This is a genomic window from Pedobacter chinensis (genome assembly GCF_003339865.1).
Taxonomy (GTDB): Bacteria; Bacteroidota; Bacteroidia; order Sphingobacteriales; family Sphingobacteriaceae; genus Pedobacter; species Pedobacter chinensis.
In genome coordinates, this window is sequence record NZ_QPKV01000004.1 from 610,347 (window position 1) to 634,269 (window position 23,923).

At 37.1% G+C, this 23,923-nt stretch carries 24 protein-coding genes; 8 read left to right on the forward strand and 16 right to left on the reverse strand.

Annotated elements, in window-relative coordinates:
• The first annotated feature begins 297 nt into the window (after window positions 1–297).
• The 5 genes from DU508_RS13065 to DU508_RS13085 are packed head-to-tail and all read left to right on the forward strand — an operon-like array spanning window position 298 to window position 5,120.
• Window positions 298–1,620: an antibiotic biosynthesis monooxygenase gene (locus tag DU508_RS13065; protein ID WP_147273630.1), complete on the forward strand. Its 1,323-nt coding sequence runs from the start codon at window positions 298–300 to the stop codon at window positions 1,618–1,620.
• Between the two features lie 35 nt (window positions 1,621–1,655).
• Window positions 1,656–2,450 carry a DJ-1/PfpI/YhbO family deglycase/protease gene (locus DU508_RS13070; protein ID WP_115403231.1) on the forward strand — a complete coding sequence of 265 codons (795 nt, stop codon included), beginning with the start codon at window positions 1,656–1,658 and terminating at the stop codon, window positions 2,448–2,450.
• 26 nt (window positions 2,451–2,476) lie between these two features.
• Window positions 2,477–3,289: an SDR family oxidoreductase gene (locus DU508_RS13075; protein WP_115403232.1), complete on the forward strand. Its 813-nt coding sequence runs from the start codon at window positions 2,477–2,479 to the stop codon at window positions 3,287–3,289.
• 56 nt (window positions 3,290–3,345) lie between these two features.
• Window positions 3,346–4,080: a peroxiredoxin family protein gene (locus DU508_RS13080; protein WP_158542169.1), complete on the forward strand. Its 735-nt coding sequence runs from the start codon at window positions 3,346–3,348 to the stop codon at window positions 4,078–4,080.
• Window positions 4,081–4,133: 53 nt separating this feature from the next.
• The gene (locus DU508_RS13085; RefSeq protein WP_115403234.1) at window positions 4,134–5,120 is read left to right on the forward strand and encodes an aldo/keto reductase; all 987 of its coding nucleotides are present in this window, start codon (window positions 4,134–4,136) and stop codon (window positions 5,118–5,120) included.
• A 326-nt stretch (window positions 5,121–5,446) separates the two neighbouring features.
• On the opposite strand, the gene DU508_RS13090 is transcribed toward DU508_RS13085, so the two are convergent.
• From DU508_RS13090 to DU508_RS13110, 5 genes are all read right to left on the reverse strand, one after another.
• Window positions 5,447–5,773, reverse strand: a complete 327-nt coding sequence (locus tag DU508_RS13090) for a helix-turn-helix domain-containing protein (protein ID WP_115403235.1) — start codon at window positions 5,771–5,773, stop codon at window positions 5,447–5,449.
• A 4-nt stretch (window positions 5,774–5,777) separates the two neighbouring features.
• Window positions 5,778–6,074, reverse strand: coding sequence for a type II toxin-antitoxin system RelE/ParE family toxin (locus DU508_RS24325; RefSeq protein ID WP_115403236.1), 297 nt, complete (start codon window positions 6,072–6,074; stop codon window positions 5,778–5,780).
• A gap of 71 nt (window positions 6,075–6,145) precedes the next feature.
• The gene (locus tag DU508_RS13100; protein WP_115403356.1) at window positions 6,146–7,060 is read right to left on the reverse strand and encodes a helix-turn-helix domain-containing protein; all 915 of its coding nucleotides are present in this window, start codon (window positions 7,058–7,060) and stop codon (window positions 6,146–6,148) included.
• Between the two features lie 19 nt (window positions 7,061–7,079).
• A complete protein-coding gene (locus DU508_RS13105) occupies window positions 7,080–7,820 on the reverse strand; it encodes an SDR family oxidoreductase (RefSeq protein ID WP_115403237.1) in 741 nt (246 codons plus the stop codon).
• 375 nt (window positions 7,821–8,195) lie between these two features.
• A complete protein-coding gene (locus DU508_RS13110; RefSeq protein WP_115403238.1) occupies window positions 8,196–9,140 on the reverse strand; it encodes a helix-turn-helix domain-containing protein in 945 nt (314 codons plus the stop codon).
• An 83-nt stretch (window positions 9,141–9,223) separates the two neighbouring features.
• On the opposite strand from DU508_RS13110, the gene DU508_RS13115 reads away from it, so the two are divergent.
• Complete coding sequence (locus DU508_RS13115) at window positions 9,224–10,351, forward strand: FAD-dependent monooxygenase (RefSeq protein ID WP_115403239.1); 1,128 nt, start codon at window positions 9,224–9,226, stop codon at window positions 10,349–10,351.
• A gap of 375 nt (window positions 10,352–10,726) precedes the next feature.
• Here DU508_RS13115 and DU508_RS13120 read toward each other — a convergent pair whose 3' ends face one another.
• From DU508_RS13120 to DU508_RS13175, 11 genes are all read right to left on the reverse strand, one after another.
• A complete protein-coding gene (locus tag DU508_RS13120; RefSeq protein ID WP_115403240.1) occupies window positions 10,727–11,230 on the reverse strand; it encodes a DinB family protein in 504 nt (167 codons plus the stop codon).
• Between the two features lie 63 nt (window positions 11,231–11,293).
• Entirely contained in the window at window positions 11,294–11,788 is a 495-nt protein-coding gene (locus tag DU508_RS13125; RefSeq protein WP_115403241.1) for a phosphoribosylaminoimidazolesuccinocarboxamide synthase, read from the reverse strand.
• A 185-nt stretch (window positions 11,789–11,973) separates the two neighbouring features.
• Complete coding sequence (locus DU508_RS13130; RefSeq protein ID WP_115403242.1) at window positions 11,974–12,354, reverse strand: nuclear transport factor 2 family protein; 381 nt, start codon at window positions 12,352–12,354, stop codon at window positions 11,974–11,976.
• Window positions 12,355–12,407: 53 nt separating this feature from the next.
• The gene (locus DU508_RS13135) at window positions 12,408–12,764 is read right to left on the reverse strand and encodes a DUF2200 domain-containing protein (RefSeq protein ID WP_115403243.1); all 357 of its coding nucleotides are present in this window, start codon (window positions 12,762–12,764) and stop codon (window positions 12,408–12,410) included.
• A 7-nt stretch (window positions 12,765–12,771) separates the two neighbouring features.
• On the reverse strand, window positions 12,772–13,257 hold the full coding sequence (locus tag DU508_RS13140) for a GNAT family N-acetyltransferase (protein ID WP_115403244.1): 486 nt from the start codon (window positions 13,255–13,257) through the stop codon (window positions 12,772–12,774).
• Window positions 13,254–13,763, reverse strand: coding sequence for a DUF4199 domain-containing protein (locus DU508_RS13145; protein ID WP_115403245.1), 510 nt, complete (start codon window positions 13,761–13,763; stop codon window positions 13,254–13,256). Before DU508_RS13145 ends, DU508_RS13140 begins: the two co-directional genes overlap by 4 nt.
• Window positions 13,764–13,877: 114 nt before the next feature.
• Window positions 13,878–14,345, reverse strand: a complete 468-nt coding sequence (locus tag DU508_RS13150; RefSeq protein WP_115403357.1) for a LuxR C-terminal-related transcriptional regulator — start codon at window positions 14,343–14,345, stop codon at window positions 13,878–13,880.
• A gap of 180 nt (window positions 14,346–14,525) precedes the next feature.
• A complete protein-coding gene (locus DU508_RS13155) occupies window positions 14,526–15,038 on the reverse strand; it encodes a hypothetical protein (protein WP_115403246.1) in 513 nt (170 codons plus the stop codon).
• 247 nt (window positions 15,039–15,285) lie between these two features.
• Window positions 15,286–16,308: a serine hydrolase domain-containing protein gene (locus DU508_RS13160; protein WP_158542170.1), complete on the reverse strand. Its 1,023-nt coding sequence runs from the start codon at window positions 16,306–16,308 to the stop codon at window positions 15,286–15,288.
• 292 nt (window positions 16,309–16,600) lie between these two features.
• A complete protein-coding gene (locus DU508_RS13165) occupies window positions 16,601–17,044 on the reverse strand; it encodes a VOC family protein (RefSeq protein WP_115403248.1) in 444 nt (147 codons plus the stop codon).
• 244 nt (window positions 17,045–17,288) lie between these two features.
• Complete coding sequence (locus tag DU508_RS13175) at window positions 17,289–17,651, reverse strand: VOC family protein (protein ID WP_115403250.1); 363 nt, start codon at window positions 17,649–17,651, stop codon at window positions 17,289–17,291.
• Between the two features lie 1,101 nt (window positions 17,652–18,752).
• Here DU508_RS13175 and DU508_RS13185 point away from each other — a divergent pair.
• Window positions 18,753–19,352 (forward strand): Crp/Fnr family transcriptional regulator, encoded by a 600-nt coding sequence (locus tag DU508_RS13185; protein ID WP_115403251.1) that lies wholly within the window; start codon window positions 18,753–18,755, stop codon window positions 19,350–19,352.
• Window positions 19,353–19,687: 335 nt separating this feature from the next.
• Window positions 19,688–23,902 carry a hybrid sensor histidine kinase/response regulator transcription factor gene (locus tag DU508_RS13190; RefSeq protein ID WP_115403252.1) on the forward strand — a complete coding sequence of 1,405 codons (4,215 nt, stop codon included), beginning with the start codon at window positions 19,688–19,690 and terminating at the stop codon, window positions 23,900–23,902.
• Window positions 23,903–23,923: the final 21 nt, after the last annotated feature.

Genomic DNA, 23,923 nt, shown 5'->3' on the forward strand with positions numbered 1-23,923 from the left:
CGTCAGGTACAACATTTTTATTCTTTTCAGCTTTGTATCAACAGTTCTACGAAAAAGTTGACTTGGCTTACAATAAGTTGTTTATCTCATTCGCCATGGCCAATTCTATTTTGATCAAACATACAGGAAAAGAATTGTTGGGAAACGAATTCGTAAAACCTATAAAAAAATGTAATGATAAACCTAAATAACAAAGTAATGAAACCAAAAGCACTTCTAGCTCAATTATCAATGGTTATTATAATCGTGGGCATTTTGTTAAGTAACCTATCCGTTAAGGCACAAAAACGAGATCACATGAAAAAGAAAATTTTATTCGTGGTAACCAGCCACAATCAAAAAGGGAATACTGGTCAGGAAACTGGATTTTATTTGTCCGAGGTAGCCCATCCATGGGATATATTGGTCGATGCTGGTTATGACATTGATTTTGTAAGTCCGAAAGGTGGAAAAGCACCAATAGATGGTTTTGATCTTAATGATCCCATCAACAAGAAATTCTGGGAAAATGGAAGCTATCGGCATAAAATAGAAAACACCTTAATGCCAGCGGAAGTAAGTACAGGCAATTATATTGCCATCCATTACGCTGGTGGACACGGTGCCATGTGGGATTTTGCAGATAATAGCGCACTATCTTCAATAGCTGCTAAAATTTATGAGAGTGGAGGTGTGGTAAGTGCGGTGTGCCACGGCCCTGCAGGATTAGTCAACATTAAACTTTCTAATGGAAAGTACCTGGTTGATGGTAAAAAAGTGAATGCCTTTACCAATGAAGAAGAAATTGCTGTAAAGCTGGATCAGGTAGTGCCATTCCTTTTGGAATCTAAGTTGATAGAACGTGGTGCCAAATTCGAAAAATCTGAATTGTGGCAGTCGCATGTAGCTGTTGATCAACGGCTGGTAACTGGCCAGAATCCACAATCGGCAAAAGCTGTTGGAGAAGCCGTTGCAACACAGTTGAAATATCAGGAAACTGTTTCGGTATTGACAAGGTATGATGTGGAAAAGAACAATCAGCAATTGTTTCGAAATGTGTTGAGCAATTATGTGAAGTATGCAAATGTCCAAAAAAGTAACATTATGGCAGAAGCTTACTTTGAAGAAGAAAATCCAACTGTATTATGGACCATTGAAAGATGGACCAGTAAAACAGAGTTTGATAAGATTGGAAAAGGAGACGAATTTAAAAAGCTAACACTATTTGCGAAAAAACACCTGAAGCAGCCAGCAAAAAAAATCTATGTAAAAGACCTTGAACCGCTATCTAAAGAAGAATGGCATAGAAAAGCCAATACAAATGATCGGCCCATCACAATTATGTTGTTTGTAGAGAGTAAACCTGGAACGGAAAATAATTTTAAAGAGGTGTATCATGCAGTGATGCCCCAGTTCCGCAGCGAACCAGGTGTAATCAACTATCAGCTTTCTGAATTTGAAGATGACAGCACAAAGTTTGTTACTTACGAAAAATTCAGGGATGAAAATGCTTTTCAGTACCATCTCAAATTTCCACCAATACTACCCGTGCTCGAATACTTAAATACAAGTATTAAAAAGCAGCCCTTTCAAGCTGGCTTGCACAGACTTGTGGCATTTCCTTCTCAAACTAAAAAATAAGCATTACAATTTAACCCTTATTAAAACTAAAAAACATGAAAAAGTTCAATCAAATTGTATGGATAGGTATCATCAGTATACTTGCTATACTTAATGCAAACGCTCAAATGAAAACAAATGAAATGGAAGTACTAAATCAGCTTACTTCGCCATCGGCAGTTGTAAACATGCCTGTATCACAATTATTAAATGCACCTGGAAACGAAGCGCTTAGGGCATTCTTTTTCACTCCTGTAAAAGATAAAACGCTATTGAAAGGCAAAAAAATCGCTGTAATAGCAGCAGATGGTTTTGAAGAAATAGAATTGACTGGGCCAGTATGGTACTTCAAACAATTGGGCGCACAGGTAGATATTGTTTCTCCCAAATACAATCCAGCTCCAGCAAGATATGGACTTAGCCAACCTGAAATGGCCAAGACACATATTATGGCCATTCAATACTTGCAACCTGTGGGTTGGATCAAAGTAGATCGTACAGCAGATCAGGTCAAAGTGAGCGATTATGATGCGGTATTTATACCTGGTGGGGCGTGGAACCCAGATAATTTACGCTATGACAAAGATGTGATCAAATTTGTACAGGATTTTAATCAATCTGGAAAATTGATCGCAGCCATTTGTCATGCCCCTGTAGTGCTTGCTTCTGCAGACATTTTGAAAGGAAGAAAATTAACTGGTTACTGGAACATTCAGGTTGATCTGAAAAATGCTGGTGGCACCGTATTGGAGCAACCAGTAGTGATTGATGGAAACCTGATTACAAGTAGACATCCTATTGATGTTGCCGATTTTTCAAGAGCCGTAGAAAACTGGTTGGTTAAAAAATAATTTGCGTAAAGATAAAACATAAAATCATGTCCAACTCAAAAACAATACTCATTACTGGGGCAGGCTCAGGTTTGGGAGAAGGTACCGCCATTGGTTTGGCGCAGTTAAATTATAAAGTAATAGCAGGCGTACAAATATTGCCTCAGGTAACTGCATTGCGAAAAAAAGTTGCTGAACTGGGTCTGGAAAATAATATTGAAGTTATCAAGCTTAATATACTTGACAAATATGATGTGAAAGTCGCTCTGAAATATGACATCGATATTTTATTTAACAATGCTGGTATTGGCGAAAGCGGCCCTGTATTCGAGATGCCACTTGATATTGTTCGCGATAATTTCGAAACAAATGTTTTCGCTCCGCTGGAACTAACCCAGCAGTTTGTTGCCAGGTGGATCACGGCAAAAAAACAAGGTAAAGTTATATTTACCTCATCAGTAGTAGGGTTGTTTACGCAGGTAGGTTTAGGCGCCTATGCATCATCCAAGCATGCTCTGGAAGCAATTGCCGAATCATTGGCCGAAGAACTGAAACCGTATAACATTAAGATACAAACCATCAATCCTGGTGCCTATTTTACTGGCTTTAACGAAACCATGGCAGAGACTGCGTTTCGCTGGTTAGACGACAAAAAGAATATTACCAAACGTGCTGATCTGAAAGCAGGTTTCGATGCATTCTTTAGTTCATCGTATAGTAAGCTTGATCCCGCTGAAATGATCGATGCCATGATCAAAATTATTCCTTCCGACACAGGTAAGTTCCGCAATGCAGTGCCACAGTTGGTTGAAGACATGTTAAAGGGCGTTCAACTTAAATCTTGGGAAAATACGATCTGATCCTTCTACGGAGTTGATTTAGTTCTTGATAAAATACATTAACATAAAAAATGATCATGGAATATCTATTCTTGAAAAAATTCATTAAAATTTATTTTTTCAGCCAATTAATATGCTTGTCCTATTTGCAGGTAATGGCGCAATCATCAAAAGAAACAACCCAATCATCAAAACCTACCACTTATCTTCTTCCTGACGGAAAGGTTTTCCCCATTATAAAATGGGATAGTCTCGAACAAGCGTGGGGAAAGGGACGAATCATGTTCATGCATAATGAAGAGGATGATAAAAAGGGAATTATACATCTGGTACGTTTAACGGATGAGATGAAACAAAAAATCGACAAACAAAAAAAGGAGAAAGAGGATTCTTTTGCTGCCATGTTGAATAAACCAGCCCCTGATTTTGAATTGCCAGATATGCAGGGAAAACATTGGTCATTAAAAGCGCTTCGGGGAAAAATAATCGTCCTGAATTTTTGGTTTACCTCTTGCGTCCCGTGTATCCAGGAAATGCCAGAGCTCAATAAGTTAGTTCAGGCATACGCTAACAAAGACATCGTTTTCCTGGCGCTGACTTTTAACAGCGCCGAACAAGTCAAAGCATTTCTGGAGAAACGTACTTTCAGTTACACAGTGTTGCCAGATTCTGGCGACACCGATAAGAAGTATGCGATAAATTCATGGCCAACCAGTATGGTTATTGATAAAGAAGGGAATATAAAACTGATCATTCAGTCGAGTCCAAAGATTCAGGAAGAACTTGGAGGCACCATTGATTCTCTACTATAGTCTTAAAATCGCAGAAACTGAATTAAAAATAGTCATTATAAAATCAGGCAATCATGGAATACAGGAAATTAGGGAATACCGATTTAATGTTATCGGCAATTACATATGGTAGCTTTGCCATCGGAGGAACAATGTGGGGCGGCACTGAAAAAAAAGAAGCACGTGAGGCAATTATTGCAGCTATAGATTATGGTGTAACAACACTAGATACTGCCCCATTTTATGGGCTCGGATTAAGTGAAGAACTTATTGCGGGAGCCATCCAACAAATGGACCGTTCTAAAATTCAAATACTCACTAAATTTGGGATGGTATGGGATGGGAGTAATAACAGTAAAGGCGATTACATGTTTGATGTAGAACACCAGAGAAAAAACTACTCCGTTTATAAATACGCCTCAAAAGCCAATGTAATTAAAGAAGCTGAAGAAAGTTTAAAACGTTTGAAAACCGACTATATCGATCTCCTGCAACTTCACTGGGCTGACTCTACCACGCCAATCGATGAAACCATGGAAGCCCTGCAACTATTGATCGATCAGGGGAAAATTCGGGCAGCAGGCGTGAGCAATTACAATGAACTACAAATGCTGGAAGCGAATAAAAGTATCAATTTGGCTTCAAATCAAGTGCCTTACAGCATGTTGCAGAGGCAGATAGAAGCAACGATCATTCCTGCTGCGCTAGAAAACAATATCGGGATCATTGCATATAGCCCACTTGAAAGAGGTTTGCTAAGTGGTAAATTCTTTAAAGGAGACTCGTTAAAATACAGCGATCATCGAAATGGGTATTTTGCACAGTTTGATCTTTCGGGCATAAAACAATTCCTGGAGAAAATAGAACCTATAGCAATAGAAAAAGGAATTAGCCTATCGCAATTGGTTTTGAAATGGACAACGCTTCAACCAGGTATTACAATTGTTTTAGCAGGTGCAAGAAACAAAGAACAGGCAATTAGTAATGCCCAATCTGTAGATGTTACCTTAACCAAAGCAGAGTTGAACCTTATTAATGAAGAGCTGGCCCGCTTAGCTTAGCTATTTGTGTAAATGAATTTACGCTCCTATAGCGGGGCAAGAAGCCCAAAAGCACCTTTGGCACGCGGATGGGATTTCTGATCGGCGCAAGCTTTGACAAAATTCTAAACAGTTTGCTGGAATCTTGCCAAAGCTCGGATTGATTTAGTCATCCGAATGAATATATACAATAAGTTAGTGTTCATCGGATGACTATTATATGTTCACAAAAAAAATTACAGCTAACGTTTTCAGGCTTGGCAATGTGGCGGGATTTAGCACAAATATTTCTACTAAGCACGTCAGCATAACGCAAAACCCGTGTTATGGGTTATGCCTTTTGTCTGTCAGGAGAGTTTAATAAAGTTGTCTTCGAGTTTTACGTTAAAATTTATTTCTGCTTTTAATGCTCTGAAAACTTTTAAAACAGTATCAATGGTCGCACTGTTAGCACTGCTTTCGAGTTTTGAAATTTGAGCTTTCTGCACTCCTACAAGTTTGCCAAGTTCTTCCTGTGTCAAGTGGCGTTCTTGTCTTGCAGATTTAATCATTTTTCCTAACACGTCCATGCGAAGTTCGTATTCATATTCGTCACGGTCTGCTGTCCCAACTTTACCGATATACTTGTCTTTCATTTCAGTAAGTGAATAGGTCTTGATTTCTTTCGTTGCCATATTTCTACTTTTTAGATTTGTTGTTAAAATATTTATCTTTTAGTCTTACTGCACAGTCAATTTCATTTGCTGGCACTTTGTCAACCTTTTTTATGAAACCGTGGGTCGCAACTACCAAAGTTTCTTGGTTGTCTGACTTGTCCCAAAATGCGAGCAACCTGATTTGAAGTCCAGTGAATTTTGTCCGAAGTTCCCAAATGTCATTTTGTAGTTTCTTGAACAATTTCGGGTCATTTGTCTGTTCAGCAAGGTCTGTGTTGTAAAATATTTTTTTGATAGTCTTTGGATCAAGTTCTGTTATAAACTCGTTTCAGTTAGCCTTACTCCGAACGGTTGTGGTCCTGGCGTTCGGTCGTCTTTGTCCGTTGGTGTTTAGTTAAACGACTGTCTATATTCCAATGGCGAAAATTGCGTCTTGGCTTTGAAAAGTTTGCTGAACGATTGCGAATGTTCAAAGCCTAATTCATAAGCAATTTCTGAAACAGATAAATCTGTCGTGGACAATTTTTCTTTGGCTTTTTCTATGATTGTGTTCTGAATATATTGTTGTGTATTTAATCCTGTCAATGAACGCAGCATATCGCTTAAATAGCGTTGTGATAGTTTTAATTGTGTACTGATATATTTAACAGACGGCAAGCCACTTTTCAGACTGTTCTCTTCTTCAAAATAGCTGTTTAACAGTTTATCCAAAGAAGTTACTATGTCGTGATTAACAGCTTTTCTTGTGACGAATTGGCGATTGTAAAATCGATTACTGTAATTAAGCAGTAATTCTATTTGTGATACCAAAACATCTTGGCTGAAACTGTCAATGTTGTTATTCAATTCGTTAGCTATTGAGTTGAACAAATTCGTTATAATTTCTTTTTCTTTTGCCGACAAAAACAATGCTTCGTTAACATTGTAAGAAAAAAATCCATATTGAGTTATCGAATTTCCCAACTGATAATTTCGGATAAGGTCTTGATGAAAATACAATGCAAAACCTACATAACTGTCTGCCTCTTCGGGTGCAAAAACAACTTGTTTGGGTTTTAAAAAAGCCAACCCGCCTTCTTCAAAATCGTAATATCCTTGTCCGTATTTTGTTTGTCCTTTGAAGGTATGCTTAAAGGAAATTTTGTAAAAATCTAGAATGATTTTTTGCCCTTTCGGAAACATTTCAGCTGAAACATTATTGTAATCAACCAATGTAATCAATGGGTGCAATGGTGCGGGAAGTCCCAATTCCCTTACCAGCTGTGATATACTTTCAATATGATTGATGTTAGATTGACTTCGCATTTTCATCGTTCTAATGTAATCAATTTTGCTTTGACGGGCGAATAACTATATCGCCTACTTCAACATCTTTGGGCTGACTAATAGCATAAATTACAGCATTGGCAATAGATTCGGGGCTTATGGCCAGTTCTTCAACAGCTTTTGAGGCTGCTGCTTTCATGTCTTCTCTGTTTACGCTTTTAACTGCAAAATCCGTTTTTATATATCCTGGCGAAATTCCTGTAATTCGTATGCTTCCATCCGACTCTTGCCGAAACGCTTCTGCAATGGTGCGAACAGCGTTTTTGGTTCCTGCATACACGCCTTGAGTCGGTACTATTTTTATGCCCGAAGTAGAAATGATATTAACAATATGTCCTGATGCCTGTTTCTTAAAAACAGGAATTGCAGCCGCCATTCCATACAAAACACCTTTTAGGTTACTGTCAATCATTTCATCCCAACCGTCAGTATCTAATTCGTCAATGCGGCTAAGGCGGGCAACGCCTGCGTTATTTACAATGACATCCAGTTTGCCGTAATGTGTAATCGCCACATTTACCAACTGAACCAAATCAGCTTTATTGCTCACATCGGTTTTTGCAAATACAGCTTCGCCACCGGCGCTTTTAATTTCTTCAACAACCTTTTCTAATAGTTCGGTATTTCTTGCACCTAAAACAACTTTTACACCATTTTCTGCCAATTTTATTGCTATTGCTTTACCAATTCCTGCACTTGCTCCTGTAACAGCCACTATTTTTTCTCTAAGATTTTGCATATTCTTTCTGATTTAATTCTGTTGCAAAGTTCTTAATTGTGGCCTTGTGAAAGGTAGCTGAATTGGTATTTATTGTAGTCAAAAAATATAGGGTTGTTCTTGAACCATTCAGTCTCGTTTTCTACAATACTCAAAATGTCCGATTTTATCTGACGTTCAGGTCAATTTTACTGGGTGTGTTTTCAATAATTGTAATCCTGTGCCGCAACTATAAATGATTGTCTCATCAAAGTTTTTAATGTCCTCCAATAATGCGATATGGGCTGTTGCCCTGTAAATGTGCCGATACCTTAAAAGAAGTAATTGATCCAATGATTAAATGGGGGCAAAAACATCGAGAAGCTGTAAAAAAGAGTTGAATTTTCTATTTGGTTCTTACATAAATTCACTACTGTATTTTTTCGGTTTTTTACCGATATGTTTTTCAAATACTCTCGTGAAATGGCTTAGATTTTCAAAGCCCATTTGATAACCTGCTTCTGATACCGATAGTTTTTCATCACGTAAAAGTCTTGCGGCTTCTTTCATTCGCAAGTGCTGGTAATAATCGTAAATTCCCATACCAAAAACTTGTGTGAAGATTTTTCGCATTTTCAATTCGTTCATTCCTGCAATCTTCGTTAAGTCTGTTATGGTACTTGGTTTGCTCAATGACGAAACGATTTTGTCACGTACTTTGTAAATGGATTTTATTTCTCTGTCGTTGAGTTTTTGATGAACAGATTTTTCTCGCTTCCGCAAGCTCTCAAATAAATAAAAAAGCAATTCCATTGCTTTTAGTTTGTAATAATAACTTTTCAACGAACTTTGTTCATCTTGTTTTGCAATGTCATTCACAGTGTTCAAAATGTTATCAGTCATAATTTCTTCAATCAAAAAAATGTTACTGCTATCAAATAAAAACTCAAAATGTTTCGCGTCATCTCTCAAAAATGTTTTCAAATAATCTGCACTGATTGCAATCGAAAGATGTGTTGATTGAGTGTCTTTCGTCATCGGAATTTTTTGTGATAACGCTACCGGAAACACGCGTACATAGGGATTTTCAACTGATTTTTTGATTTTCCTTTTGCTTGAATTTTGGTTGTTATATTCAAATGTGTTGTAAAAATGAAAACTAATTCCGTCCCAAATTCCATTCCAGGTTGCAGTTTCCCGAACAAAACTTTTTTTCACGATAAATGAACCAAAATGCAGCATTAATTCGGGCAAGAAATCGTACGATTTCAAAAACTTGATTTCAATGTTTTGCATATCACTTCCCAAGATCTGGTCGAAACGTGTTCCGTATTGAGCAACATTATCGATTTTATGTTCCATAATTTTTGCGACTATTTTTATTAGCTATTTGGGTATTTTATTCGTAAAGTTAAATATAATTTTGTGCTGTAAAAGTAAAGATTATGAAAAAGCAAGTTTTAATATCGGGTGCAAGTTTTGCGGGTTTGACTTTGGCGTATTGGTTAAAAAGATTCGGTGGGGACAGATTAGAAATAACCATTGTTGAAGTAGGCAAAGGACTGCGCAGAGGCGGTTCGCCCATTGATGTGCGTGGCGAGGCCTTGAACGTGGTCAAAGAAATGGGGATCTATGAAAAAATCAAAGCGATGGAATTTGTGCACGACACCGAAATCGTGAATGCAAAAAACGAAAAGCTGGTTAACTTTTCAATCAATGAGTTCGACGAATATCGTGGCGATATTGAGATCAATCGGGGCGATTTGGTGGATATACTTTATGAAATCGTTCCAAAAAACGAAGTTGAATTCTTGTTTGGAAACAGCATTGAAACGCTCACACAGCGCGAAGATAGCGTTGAAGTAATGTTTGAAAATGGTGTGAAAAGAAATTTTGATTTCGTGTTTGGCGCAGACGGCACGCACTCTGTTGTGCGGAAATTGGTGTTCGGCGATGAAAAAAAATTCTCGAAGTTTTTTGATGTTTATTTTGCGTTTGCAGAAGCCAATCACATACAAACAGGCAAAGCCAAAGACACTGGAATAATTTATCGGGAAGTCGGCAAACAAGCGGTGCTTTATCAGTTTCAAAATTCTGTGAATGCCCTATTGATGTTTCTTTCGCCCAAACTGAATTGGGATTACAGAAATCAAGAACAGCATAAACAAATTTTGAAAGAAGCTTTCGGCAATGATACAAATTGGAAAATCCCTGAAATGTTAGATGCATTGCTGCATTCGGAGAATTTGTTTTTCGATGAAGTGTGCCAAATTCATATGCCTACCTGGACAAAAGGACGTGTGGCGTTAGTTGGCGATGCTGCATACGCACCAAGTTTTTTCACAGGAATGGGAACAACGTTGGCAATTCTTGGAGCAAAAAAATTGGTAGATGCACTTCTTTCTTCAAAAGGAGATTACAAAGCGGCCTTTGCAAAATATAATGAAACATACAGACCTTTTGTTGAAAGTATTCAAGCTCAAATTACACGAGGATTAAAAGCTCAATTGCCCGAAACAGAAGAAGAATTACAAGCGTCAATTGAATTTTTTAAGCAAGCAGCAAAAGGTTGAAAGTCTTGAAAAGTTACCTTTTTAGCCGTTGGCTACAAGTTTGAATGATTGTCTGTTCGTGATAATTTTCTAAAAGTCACAGAAGGACTGTTCCATCCCAAAAGTTGATAAGAATGGCCGTTGATGTTTTGTACAAGGTCTGATTTAGTTAGACTTCGAACAACTTACCGATGACTTTACAAGTATCGGGCTGTGGTCGTTTAGCTTTGTTGCCAACGTTCTGTGGCTTTGCGGTGGTGGGAGAATCGAAGCACAAATCTTCAATTTTGCACAAAAGTTCAATAGAATACAACAGTTGAACTTTGCAGTTTCGCCCCACTATTGCAAAACCTTTGTTAGCTGTAGCCACATTTCGTCAGTTTAATTTTTGGCCGTCTATTTATCGGCAAGTTTCTTTGCTTGACCTACCCAATTTGGTGCATTGTCAATAGTCTGTCTAAGGAACAAGTTAAACTGTGCGGAATGATGTTGAATATGTCTCATATTATATAACAGAATTTCAAGTAAAGAATAGTTTTTGTATTCGTTAATCCAGCGGTCGTTCATTCTGTTTGGTGTTAGTTCGCTAATAAGCCGATTTGCTTTTAGCCGGCAATGTTCCAAGTAGTCAAGAACTTCTGGCTTTGTGTAAGTTCTTTCCGGTTTCTTACCTGCAGGGTCAAATTCTGAAAAAGTAAAAGGTTTCGGTGGTTCAAATTTATGAGGTTCTGTCGATAAGTAATAGTCTGTCCAAAAAATGCAATGGAAAGATAGATACCAAAAGTCTGATTCTGTTTCCCAATGTTCGTCAGGACACATATTAATTGCATTTTCGAGCATATCGAGACTTGCTCCAAATTGTGTCCAAATTGCATCTGTTATTGATGTTGAATTCTCCATGTTTTTTCTCAATCTGTCGTTATGTTAGTCAGTAAGTGGTTACCGCTAACGCAAAAGCCCATGTTAGCGGTTCGTTATTAATTTTTCATCTGTCATTATTTTAATAGCTTTCTCCGTTTCACTTTGTCCGTCTGTCAATGAGCCGGGAAGCAAAATTAGCCGTTTTTTAAGCTTGCCTTGTTCGTCTTCAAATAACACTTCAAATCGTGAACGTGTCAAACCGACAATAGCTTTTTTAAATTTAACTTCTTTAATATTTTGTCGGTCTATGATTGGTGTTGCAGAGTTATTGATACTATTTACTATTCCGTAAACTAAGTAAATTCCGAAAAGTCCGAATAATATCAATGGTGCTATTTGTCCTTCTGTGTAACTGTCAAATGCCAAATAAAAAAGTCCGATTGCTAGTCCACCGTAAATAATTAGAATTCTTGAAATGTTATTTCCTACTGTCACGGTCGCAACGTTTCCGATAATTCCTTCACGTGTCAGAACAATTTTGTCTGGCAAAATATGGCAAAAGCCTGTCTTTGTTTTAAATGTCTTTTCGTTGTCCATTGTTTTCAATGTCGTCCATTATAATAACCGCTAACGTTCTTGAGCTTTGCTTTCGGGCGGGTTTCGGAGCACAAAAACTGCCTGCCAGCACTGAACTTGAATAGAAGCCCAAAGCTCCAAGTTTGCACATCCGCCCGCCTGATGCAAAACCGCTGTTACAGGCAGTGTTTTTTGTTCACTTTTAATCAAGGTAGCTGCATAAAACTTGCTCCAATAACTTTCAATGTGTCGTCAAAGCATTTCCAAACTCTAAAATATCTAAATTTTCCTTCTATTGGTGTTCCCACCATTTTTCCTTTCGCTGTCATTGTAACGATTGAAAGTGCTGTGTCGCCCATTATTTTAATGTCGTCAATTTCTGTTGAAGCGTCTTCAATAATCATTGTTTTCGCTCTATGAGAGTTCAAGTCCATTTCTTTAGTTAGAATTTGTCCTGTCGGTGCAACTGCAATTAAATCGTCATGCAATAGTTGGTCAAGCATGTCCACATTGCTTACAAGTTGGGCCGAAAAAAGTTTGTTTTCCGCTTCAACAACATTTTCTCTGGTAATTTTCGTTTTGTCCATATTCTGATTTATTTGTTTGTTGTCGTTTCGTCAATTGTTACAGTTTTGTCGGGTTACTTTCGTAAAATCTTTTCCATCGCTTTTCCTTTTGCTAATTCGTCAATGAGTTTGTCTAAATACCGGATTTCCCGTGTCAGTTTTTCTTCTATTTCTTCTACACGATAACCGCATATTACACCTGTTATTTTTGATGCGTTCGGGTTGATGTTTGCCTGATTGAAAAAATCTTCAAAATTGGTCTTGTTGTCAAGATGTTTTTGTAACGTTTTCTCGTCATACCCTGTCAGCCAAAAAATGATTTCGTTCACTTCGGTTTTGGTTCGTCCTTTGTTTTCGGCTTTTGTAATGTAATGCGGATAAACTCCTGCAAAAGCCATTTTGTAAACTCTTTCTTTGTTTTTATCGTGCATTTTGTTGCTAATTTAGTTTGTAAATAAATTCTTCGATTTCTGTTTGTCTTGCATTGGCAAAACCTTTGTCTGTACCGACTTTAACGAAACCACATTTTTCTAAAACTTTCTGTGAGCCAAAATTGTCAAATGCAACTCTTCCGAAAATTGGTCTTGTCGTTTCAATGGCAAGAAATATTTTTAGTGCTTTTGTGGTAATTCCCTGTCCCCAAAATTTTCTATCCAACCAATAAGTAATTTCCGCATCGCCTTCCATTACAAACTTCGCAACACTTCCAACGATAATGTTGTCAACGATAATTGTCTGATTGTTTACGGTAGGGTCGCTCAATAATTTTGTGTATTTGTTTATATAAGCAGATTTGTCTGTCGGGTCTTTTGGCATAAAAGCAGCTAAGTATCCACCTTCTTTGTCAAGTTGAAATTCAAATAAAGCGTCCAAGTCCGCTATTTCCGTTGGTCTAAGTTTTATGTCGGAATTATGTGTCGTCATAAATTTTTATTTTTCCTTTTTAAAATCAAGGCACTCACAAGAGCAACCACTAAACCGATTGGCAACACTTCGGAATAGGTAATCAAAATTACAAAAAGTGGATTTTTGTACATTTCTTTGAAGTTTGCCATTTCTTTTGTTTTAGCTGGCAAGTCATCAATCGTACAGTTTTTCAACACATAATCGGAATAAACGTCCATAAAATCTGGAACGAATAAATAATAACAAAACAGCCAAGCTAAAACGTATATTGTTGAGCCGACTAATGCAGTTAAAGCTCCTGTTTTAAATGCTTTTCCGAATGTGATATAACCGCCAAGATGTTTGTTCCTGTAATTTCTTGTTCCGAAGAATATGAGCGAAAAAACAAGAACCATTGCAGCATAACCTACAATGTCATTGCTTTTTAAATTTGGATTGTGGTACATCCAATAAATCATAAAACCAATGTTGGCACAAAACACCGCACCGATAATTAAGCCAAAAACTAATACTATTCTTTTCATTTGTTTAGATATTTAAAATTCGCCACAAAACTAAAATCTGGTGCTGTAATTGTCGTCATACTTTGGTACCGATATTTAATTTTCAATGCGTTTGGTACTAAAGTATGAGCAAGTTTATTCAATGATTTTCAGTCGTTTGGCTTTTTCTATTGCTTGTGTCCTGCTTTTTACGTCCAATTTGAAATAAAGGTTGGAAACGTGTGTTTTTATTGTACTCAAGGAAAGAAATAGGGTTTGTGCGATGTCAGCATTGCTGTGTCCTTTTGTCAAAAGTTGCAAAATTTCATATTCCCGACTGTTTAAATTGAGTTTTTTAAGTTCGGTCTCGTTTATGATAAATTTTTCGGGTTGTGTTACTATAATTTCTTTTTCTACAATTACGGTTTCTACTTTGGGTTTCACAATTTGGGTAGCAATCCAAATTCCCAAAACAGTAAAAAACACAGAAACAAGTCCGATGTAAATGTCAATGGAATTGTCAAAGATTAAGAATTTCCATTGCAACCATTTCAGGGCGAAAACCAAAATCGCTAAAATCAGTCCGTATAAAATGATATGTCTAAAGTCCTTTAAAAGTGTCATTGTTGGTTTTGGCAGTGTCGTTGGTTTGCTTGCCGCTAACGGGCCGCGGCTTGGCATTCGGGCGGGTTTCGAAGCACAAAACTGTCAACCAGTACGGAACTTGAATAGAAGCACAAAGCTCCAAGTTTGCACGTCAGCCCGCCTGACGCAAAACCCGTGTTATAGGGCGTTTTTCTTTTGTCATTGTTTTAGTTGTCCAATTTTGTTCAGCGTTTCGGTTAATTCGTCTGGTTTGTTTGTCCCGATGAGCAATTTCTTCTTATTTGTAAATTCAAGTTGTAAACCTTTGTCGCCCGAAACATTAAAAGCCGTTCCTTTTCCAAATAATCCAAGTCTTAAACCCCAACCACCGTATTCAATTAGTGGAGAATATTGTCTAACAAAAGATTTTGTCAAGGTGTCCCAAGAATAATGTTTGAATTTTAAGTGGAATGGAAAAAAACGAACATAAACTCCGTCCTTTTTTATGTTTGTGTCAAGCCGAAAGTTTACAAACAACAGCGTTAATAATATCATCAAACCTGTCGTTGCTAAAAGTCCTGCGTTGCTCATTGGTTTGTTGCCAAATTGCTGTCCACCAATAACTTGCTTGAAAACGCCAAATAAAAAAAGCCCGTTAATGCCTAACAATAATAACCAAAGCCACCATTGTTTGAATTTCTGTCTTTCCGTAAATAAAATTTCGTTCGTCATTGTCTTGTCGTTTTATATTCAACTTTTCATTTTACGGTGGTCCTACCATAACCGCTAACGTTCCGGGGCTTGGCGCAAGTTGGTGGTTACGTTAAATTTCTGTGCAATATAACAGGTTGAGGATGAATTTCCGCCAATTTTTTAAAACCCTTGTTAGGCGATCGGGTGTGCATCACGTTAATCATCCAACTTTGTCAATTTAAAAGTTGAGTCCTTCCTAAATCCCGACAACGAGCCTGCTGTTTTTTTAGTCATTTTGTTTCAACGCTTGAAATACTTTACCAAGAATATAATATGCCCTTGTATGGGGATACCAATTTCCGTAAGCACCAGAGGTCATAGCAATGACCATATTTTCTTCGGGAACAACCACCAAATGATTGCCACCATTTCCTGATGCCCATAGATAGTTTATTTCTCGGTTACCAAACTTCCTTTTTGTTCTGTACCAAAGCATACCATATCCGTCAGCCAAAGGATTATAGTCGCCTATTGCAGAGGAATGTTCACTCAATAACCTGTTCATATAATCATTATCAGCTAACTGTTTATTCCCCCATTTTCCCTTGTTGGCAACTAATAAGCCCAATTTTGCAAAGTCCAGCGTGGATATATAAAGATTGCCAGCAGCACCAGTTTGGTTTGCAGTATTAGTGTACCAATAAAACTCTTTTATTTCCAAAGGGTCAAAAATTTTTTGCTTAGCATAATCTTTTAGGCTCATACCAGATTTTTCTTCAATAATAGCACCAATCAAAACAGCATTGATGTCTGCATAGACCCATTTTTTTCCTGGCTCGCTTGATAGAGAAACACTTAACAAGTAACTTAACCATTCGTCCTTTGCTATCCATTTTCCTTCGCTACCCTTAGTTTTAGAGTTGTCCGAGTCAGCATCTAAACCAGAAACCATATTCAGTAGATGAATCAGTTTGACTTTTTTATAATCATCGTGAATAGAAGGGTATTTTTTCTTTGGAAAGAAAGAGTAAACGTCTTGCTCTAAATTTTTTACCAAACCATCTTTGATGGCTACGCCTAAAAGCAACGCAGTTATACTCTTTCCAGCAGACCGAATATCGTGTATGTGATTACGCCAAAATGTGTTGTAGTAATTTTCCAATACAATTTTATTGTCTTTAATTACAATCAGTCCTCGATAATCTCTTTGCTTGAAATTAGAAATTGTATCGGTAAGCGCATTAATGGAATCATTATTGAAACCCGCATCCTCTGGACTAATGGTAGGAATATTTGGGATAGCTTTCATTTGTGCGCATGTTGAGTACGATAGGAACAAAAGAAAGAGTGTCAAGAATTTTTTCTTCATACTTTGAAATGAGGTTAATGTCATTGTTTTGAGTTTCGGTCTAAAATAGCAGGTAACGGGCGGCGGCTTGGCGATGTTTTTTGTGAGGGGATTTAAAGCACAAAAGTTCAATAGAAGCACTTTCGTTCATTATTGCACGAATGTTGAATAAAGCACTGTCGCCCCCGAACAAAAAATATAGTCAAACCGCTGTTGGTGGCAGTGCTTTCAAATTCATAGAGTAAGTCAAAAGTTAATTCATTTTATTTGTCTTTAACCATTCTGAATACAATGTTTCTTCTGGTACGTCAGTAGGGCTTTCAAAATAAATATTATAACCGTCAGGATCTTTTAGCCCAACTACCCATAAGTTATTTCCCACAAACGGTTCTGATGGCAAAAGTCCACGTAAAGTAATTTGGTTATAGATTGTTAAAGCATCCTCACACATAAAACATACACTTACACCTTCACCTAATTTTTCATTTGGAGGGCTTTGTCTATACTCTTGCAGCATAATTGAAGCATTGTCAAGTTGAAGCCAACACCATTCAATCTTGCCACTTGGTTCCCATTTGTTTTTCAATTCAAAACCTAATCCATTAATATAAAAATTAAGTGACTTATCCATATTTACAACCATAAAAAACGGAACAGCTTGCTTAACGTTTGTGTTGTCTTTTAAATCATTGCTCATTATTAACGATAATTTTATTGTTTAAACTTATTATATACAAGAAAACTTGGTTTTACACTGTCACATGGCATTGCACACAACGGTTTGGGGCTTTGCATTCGGGCAGGTTTCGGAGCACTATACTGTCTGCCAACACTGAACTTGAATAGCAGCACTAAGCTCCAGGTTTGCACGTCAGCCCGCCTGACGCAACCGCGAAGCAGCACCGAAGGTAAACCCGTGTTAATGGTTCGTTGTTTTTCTATTACCATTGTTGAAATCTAATACCAAGTTGATTGTCCGCAATTGCAAATTCTTTTGCACCCCAGGGTCTGATTGTAACTTTGTCAAGATTTGGGTGCAGTAGATGAGGATGAGAAGCCGACACCTTTGCATATACTTCTTCAATATTATCCGTTACAAGTCTTAGTTCTGGATTATGTTCTTTCGCTAATTGTTCATCTTGAAAAACCATAATGCCTATTTCATCTTTTTTTAAAACACAGTAAGGTTGTGAAGTATTCAAATCTTTGTGTACGATTGTGAATTGAAGACAGTCCACAAATAATTTAAGTCCGTCTGAAAGGTCGGTATAAAATACACTGGGTACTAATTTTGTAAAATTCATATCTTGTCGTTTTTAGTTTTCACTTTGTCCAAAGGTCAATAAGTTATTGTCGGGGTCAAGCAAAGCAAATTCTTTTTGTCCCTAAGGTTTTGTCTGCAAAGTTCCGTTTGGGTAAATGTTCACTTTGCTATGCAATAATGACTGATACAAATTGTCAATGTCGTTTGTTCGGATATAAACTTGTCCATAGTTTGCTTTTGGGTCAAGTTCCTTAAACTCAAAAAAGTGAATTTGAATGTTGTCCTTTTCAACCATTAAATAGCCGTCAAAGTCAGCACTTCCAAAATCTTGAAAACCTACTTGTTTACATAAAAGTCTGTTGCAGCCTTGTTCCGCATTGGCAATTTTGGATTTATGTTTGTCAGCATACTTTTTATTTTTTTGTCAGTCGTTTTTCTCGGTGGTCGTCCTACAATAACCGCTACCTCGTGTATTTGCGAAACCATTAACGAATATAATCGTTTACCGTCCGATTAATAAATTTATTTTTTGATGGTTTCCACAGAGTTTTATTTTATTTATCGGATGGCAATTATGCGTCCGTAAAAAGATCGAAGCTCCGTGCTCTGTAATGACGATTAAGACCTAAAACTCGTTAATAAAGCAGTTCCCAAAGGGCTGCTTTTGTTTATCCGCATTGCGGGAAGATATCTCGTCTGGTGTTTGAGTTTAAAGTATGAAAAACTCCATGACAGTAATCATTCATCAGATATTATTTTTTATGTAAACATTTGATTTATAGTTTTTTGTGTAGTGCGTTTTGTGAATGCTTTATCCTGAATTGTTATTCTTTAGCATCGAAGAGACAAAACAACCCCCTAAAAAGGATATTAGCGAGCCCTTGAAAAATAATCAAGTAACGATATTTACCTAACAGGAAAAACACAGAGCTATCCATCAGAAAATGTTGGCGAACTGCCAGAACGAACTTTGTTAAAACATTGTACTAACTAGCTTATCAATGTACAGAAAATAAATGTGCCTGAAATAGAATTAAACAACTCGATCTGATTTAAACCCTAAATGCGCAAAAACGGGAGGGTAAATTAAGATCAATGAAAACAATAGGTTGCTGTTAACAGCAACACAAATTGAAAGATTATGAAAGATATACAACCAGAAGCTGATGCATATTTGAGGTTTGCAAGTGCATTTGTGCCAAATATGTCTGATGATCAACTTCCTCAAACATCCTCCACATCAAGTGTGATAGAACTAAAGAAGAAGGATTTTTTTCTATTGGCGGGTAAGGTTCAAAAGGTTTTAGGGTTTGTAGCCAAAGGATTGGCACGGGCTTACTTTATCGATAGTGATGGAAATGAAATAACTGTTGGTTTTTTTGCAGAGGGAGACTACGCAACCGATTACCCAACTTTTATTAAACAACAGCCTAGCCGCTATATTATTCAATGTTTAGAGCCTTCAAAGTTTATCTGTATCCCTTTTGATGAATTAAATCTGGAGTATCGCCATTGGCCAAATTCAGAAAATTACAGGTGTCTAATTGCAGAAGAGATTTTAGATAAGCAACAGCTTCGTTTAGAGAGTTTCATCTTTCAACGTGCCGAAGAACGATATCTTGATTTTATTAAACAACATCCAGGGCTGTTTAACAGGATTTCCCTGTCTCACTTATGTAGCTATCTTGGTATCGAAAGACAAACACTTACCCGAATTCGGCAAAGGCTGGCACATCGATAATTTTGAAGTATTGACTTTTAAGTTTCATTTGTCAAGCTATGGAGTAAATTTTCTGCCAATATAAATCCTGATCGCGAAGCAGCTGTTAGACCTTTAAAAATACAAAGGCAGCTAATAAAATAAATCTGACAGCTATCGGATTGAGATGACGTGACAGCCAGGCAGAAGCGCTAAAAATATTCATTTGGTTCTGTATTAATCTGGTTATAAACTCAAAAATTATTAAATTGGTCATTATAAAGGGAAATCATTTTCATAAGATCATATTTTATAGCAGATTCGCTTTTAATTCTACAATATACAAGATTTCTCGATTAGAAAATTACTAAGCACTCATGTATATAAATAGGTATTGTTATTTCATTTTTCTGTTTTTTGCTTGTAATTTTTTACAGGCACAAACACCTGGTTTCAAGCATTTTTCCAATAAGGATGGTCTTGTACAGAGTCCAATTTCCAGTATCGTTCAGGATAAGACAGGCTTTATATGGCTGGCCACCCAAAAAGGATTAATCAGATACGATGGATACGAATTCAATGCCTACCATCCGATAGCAAATGATAGCTGTACACTAAGCAATAACAAAGTAAATACAATATTCCAGGACAGCAAAGACCAGCTTTGGATAGGTACCGCAAACGGACTTAATTTATACAATGCTGCAATGGGGATTTTCAGGCGCATCGATGTTTGGGATATTAAAGGCGGTAGAAATTATATTTCCTCAATAACAGAAGACCATCAAAAAAATATATGGGTAGGCACATTTGGAGGGTTAAAAAAACTCAATAAAAAGACTTATAAGTTAGAAGATATACCTGCTTATCATCAAAACCTGAACTTTATAAATAGCCCTGTATTTTCCCTTTTTGTTGATCATGAAAATAACGTATGGGCTGGTACAGAGGCAGGGTTGGTAAAGTTCAATCCGATTAACCAGCGAACAATGCCTTTACCGAATGCTTTTTCTCTGTACGAAAAGTTTTTGGACAACAGGGTTTTAGTGATTAAGCAGGACCTTAATCAAGATCTTTATTTTGGTACTGAAATTTCTGGCGTATTTAGATTTTCCAAAAATAACAGCACGCTTAAAAATTATTTTTATCAGGAAAGAAAGAACACAATAGCATCAAATTGGGTTAAGGATATTCTGTTTAAAAATAATCAGGTATGGTTTGCAACCCGTAATGGACTCAGTGTGCTGGATAAAGAAACACAGGAATTTAAAAACTACAGGCATGATCCACTTGATGAAAAAAGCCTTAACGACAATTCGATCTGGAGCTTACTTATGGACAGGAACAATTGTATCTGGGTTGGAACGTTTGCTGGAGGTCTTAATTTTTATTATAACGGGAACTCAAATTTTCATAATATTGGAGAAAAGGTAGGAAAACCAATAGGGCTTAATCATGCGCTGGTTACCTCCGTAGTGCAAGATAATGATAATACCCTTTGGATAGGAACAGCAGGCGGTCTGAACCATTTCAACCTCAATGTCAACACCAGCGCTAGTTACAACGTTCACATTAAAAACAATACACAGCCATTTAATGGTGTAAAATCCTTAAGTGATGATGGCAGGGGCAACCTTTGGGTCGGAACACTTAACGGTGTAAGTCTGTTTAATAAAAAATTAAGGAAACTTAAATTTATCGATCTCCACTCGTCACACAGTAAGCTCAGTGAAAACCTCATTTCCTGTATCCTGTCTGATGGGGAGGGAGCTTGGATAGGAACCAATGGCGGCGGTTTACGATATGTTTTGCCCAACGGACAATCGCCTGTACTGCTTACCAAGGCTTCTGAAGAAAGAACGACTGTAGTTAGTGACAATCACAAAGAGCAAAATAAAACCAAACATTTCTTAACATCAAATAATGAAAATGGTTTATCGGATAACTATATAACAGCATTATTAAAGGATGGAGCAGACATTCTCTGGATTGGCACCCAAAACGGATTAAACCGTTATCACATCAAATCAAATAGAATTCTTGGAGTCTATCAAAAAATAGGTAATAAAAAATATCATCTCAGTAAGAGTAATGTTTTGGCGCTCTTCAAGGATTCAAAAAACAGATTTTGGATAGGTACAGAAGATGGTGGCTTAAATTATTTCGACAGTCAAAACCAAAAATTCTATGTTATTGATAAACAACATGGTTTAAACGATAATGTGATACATGCTATTGTTGAAGATGCACAAAACAACCTATGGGTCAGTACAGATCTTGGCTTATCCGAAATAAAGATCAAAAAGTTCGAGCTGCCATTTAAAAAAGAAAATTTGAGTATCACGGCTTATACCACCAATGATGGCCTGATCAGTAATCAATTCTCCAATCAAGCTGGTATCAGGCTAAAAGGAGGAGAAATGGTGTTCGGTGGTATCAATGGCCTAACTATTTTTCATCCAGAGAAAATTACTAAGAATACTACTCCACCACCTATTGTAATTACCGAATTATTGGTTAACAACAGCTCTTTAAAGGCAGGAACCAATAGTATGTGTTTGTTGGGCCCTGCTGCAGAAATTCAGAATCTTGAACTCGATTACGATCAATCCACCCTTGGTATTAAGTTTGCCGCATTAAATTATATCAATCCATACAATAACAGTTATGCCTACAAACTCGAAGGCCCTGGTTTGGCAGATAATTGGCTGGTAATTGACAATCAAAGAGTAGTTAATTTTACCAATCTTAGGCCAGGCCGTTATGTTTTCAGCGTAAAAGCTGCAAACAATGATGGGGTATGGAGCCATGAAATCAAATCGCTAAACATTTATATTCGCCCACCATTATGGCTTACCTGGTGGGCTTACTTAATCTATCTTGTATTATTGGCGGCTGCAGCGTACACCATTTTCATTTTCATAAGAAACAGGGAAAGATTAAAACGCGACCTTTATGTTGAACATGCCCATAACGAGAAACTCAATGAACTCTATGCGATGAAATTGAACTTCTTTACCAATATATCACATGAAATAAGAACACCGCTAACCCTGATCCTTGGGCCGCTTGAAAAACTGATTCATGAACACACTAATGCAGATTTCTCAAAAACATTATTGCTGATCAAGAGTAATGCAGATCGTTTGATGAAACTGGTTACTGAATTGCTGGATTTTAGAAAAGCTGAAGAAGGACACCTGAAGATATATTGCAGGTGCGAGAACATTGTACCCTTCTGCCACCAGATTTACAAATCTTTCGAAAGTTTAGCCCTTACAAGGCAGATAGCTTTTAATTTTTCAGCGCCTCCCGAACCTGTCTTTATTTATTTTGACAGTAACCAACTTGAAAAAGTAATCTTTAATCTGTTGTCGAACGCATTTAAATTTACAGATGATGGAGGCGAGATTTCTTTAGCTATTGACCAGGTTGCTGAAAATGACCATTGGATTGAAATCACGGTAATTGATAACGGTAGGGGTATCCCCGAAAATTTTAAAGACAGGTTGTTTGAAAGTTTTTCTCAGGCAGATGATAATGCCACGCAGCATATTGGAACGGGTATTGGTCTTGCCATGGCAAAGAACATTGTAGAATTGCATAAAGGAACTATAAAAGCAACGAGCCATCAGTTGGAGAAAAATCAAACACGTTTTACAGTGTCGCTCCAAAAAGGAAATCATCACTTTTCCCCATCTGAAATTCTTTCCCAAACAATTACTTCACAAAGTACACCGTCCATTGCACTTCCACTATCCACTGAAGACCAATTGTTCGCAACTTCTGGTTATTTTGGAAACAAAAAGTACACACTAATGATTGTTGAAGATAATGTAGAGGTAAGGGAGCTGATCATAGATAGCTTGAAGGTGGGTTATCATACTATTGATTGTTCAGATGGGCAGATTGCTTTAGATCTTCTTGAAAAAGAAATGCCAGATTTGATTGTAAGCGATATCATGATGCCCAACATCGATGGCATCGAATTGTGCCAAAGGGTAAAATCCAGTGAAGCGACAAATCATATTCCGTTTATCTTACTCACTGCAAAAGCTTCTGTTGAACATCAACTCGAAGGATTGGGTATGGGAGCAGATGCCTATCTTTCAAAACCTTTCAGCCTTCAGTTGCTGCAGCTGAATATCAGGAATTTATTGAGGGCACAAGAGGTAGTAAGGGCGAAGTTCAGCAAAAATATTTTGATTTCCCCGAGTGATATTAACGCCGTAACTCCCGAAGAAAAGTTTATAGCAAAGCTGATGGCGATTATAGAGAGAAGAATGGCCGATGCTTCTTTTGATGTGCTAGATCTTGTGGATGAAATTGGCATGAGCAGATCAGTACTTTACAAAAAGGTACAGCAGCTTACAAATTATGCAGTGGCAGATTTGATAAAAGAAGTAAGGTTAAAAAGAGCAGCCCAGTTACTCAAAGAAACCTCTTTTAACATTAATGAGATAACCTATATGATAGGATTTAACAACAGGAAACATTTCAGCAAAGAATTTAAAAAAAGATATAGACTCAATCCTTCGGTGTTTGCGAAGGAAAATAAAGTTACAGATAAAGAATCCTATTATCAATTATAGCGCAATTTGAAGTGTGACTAA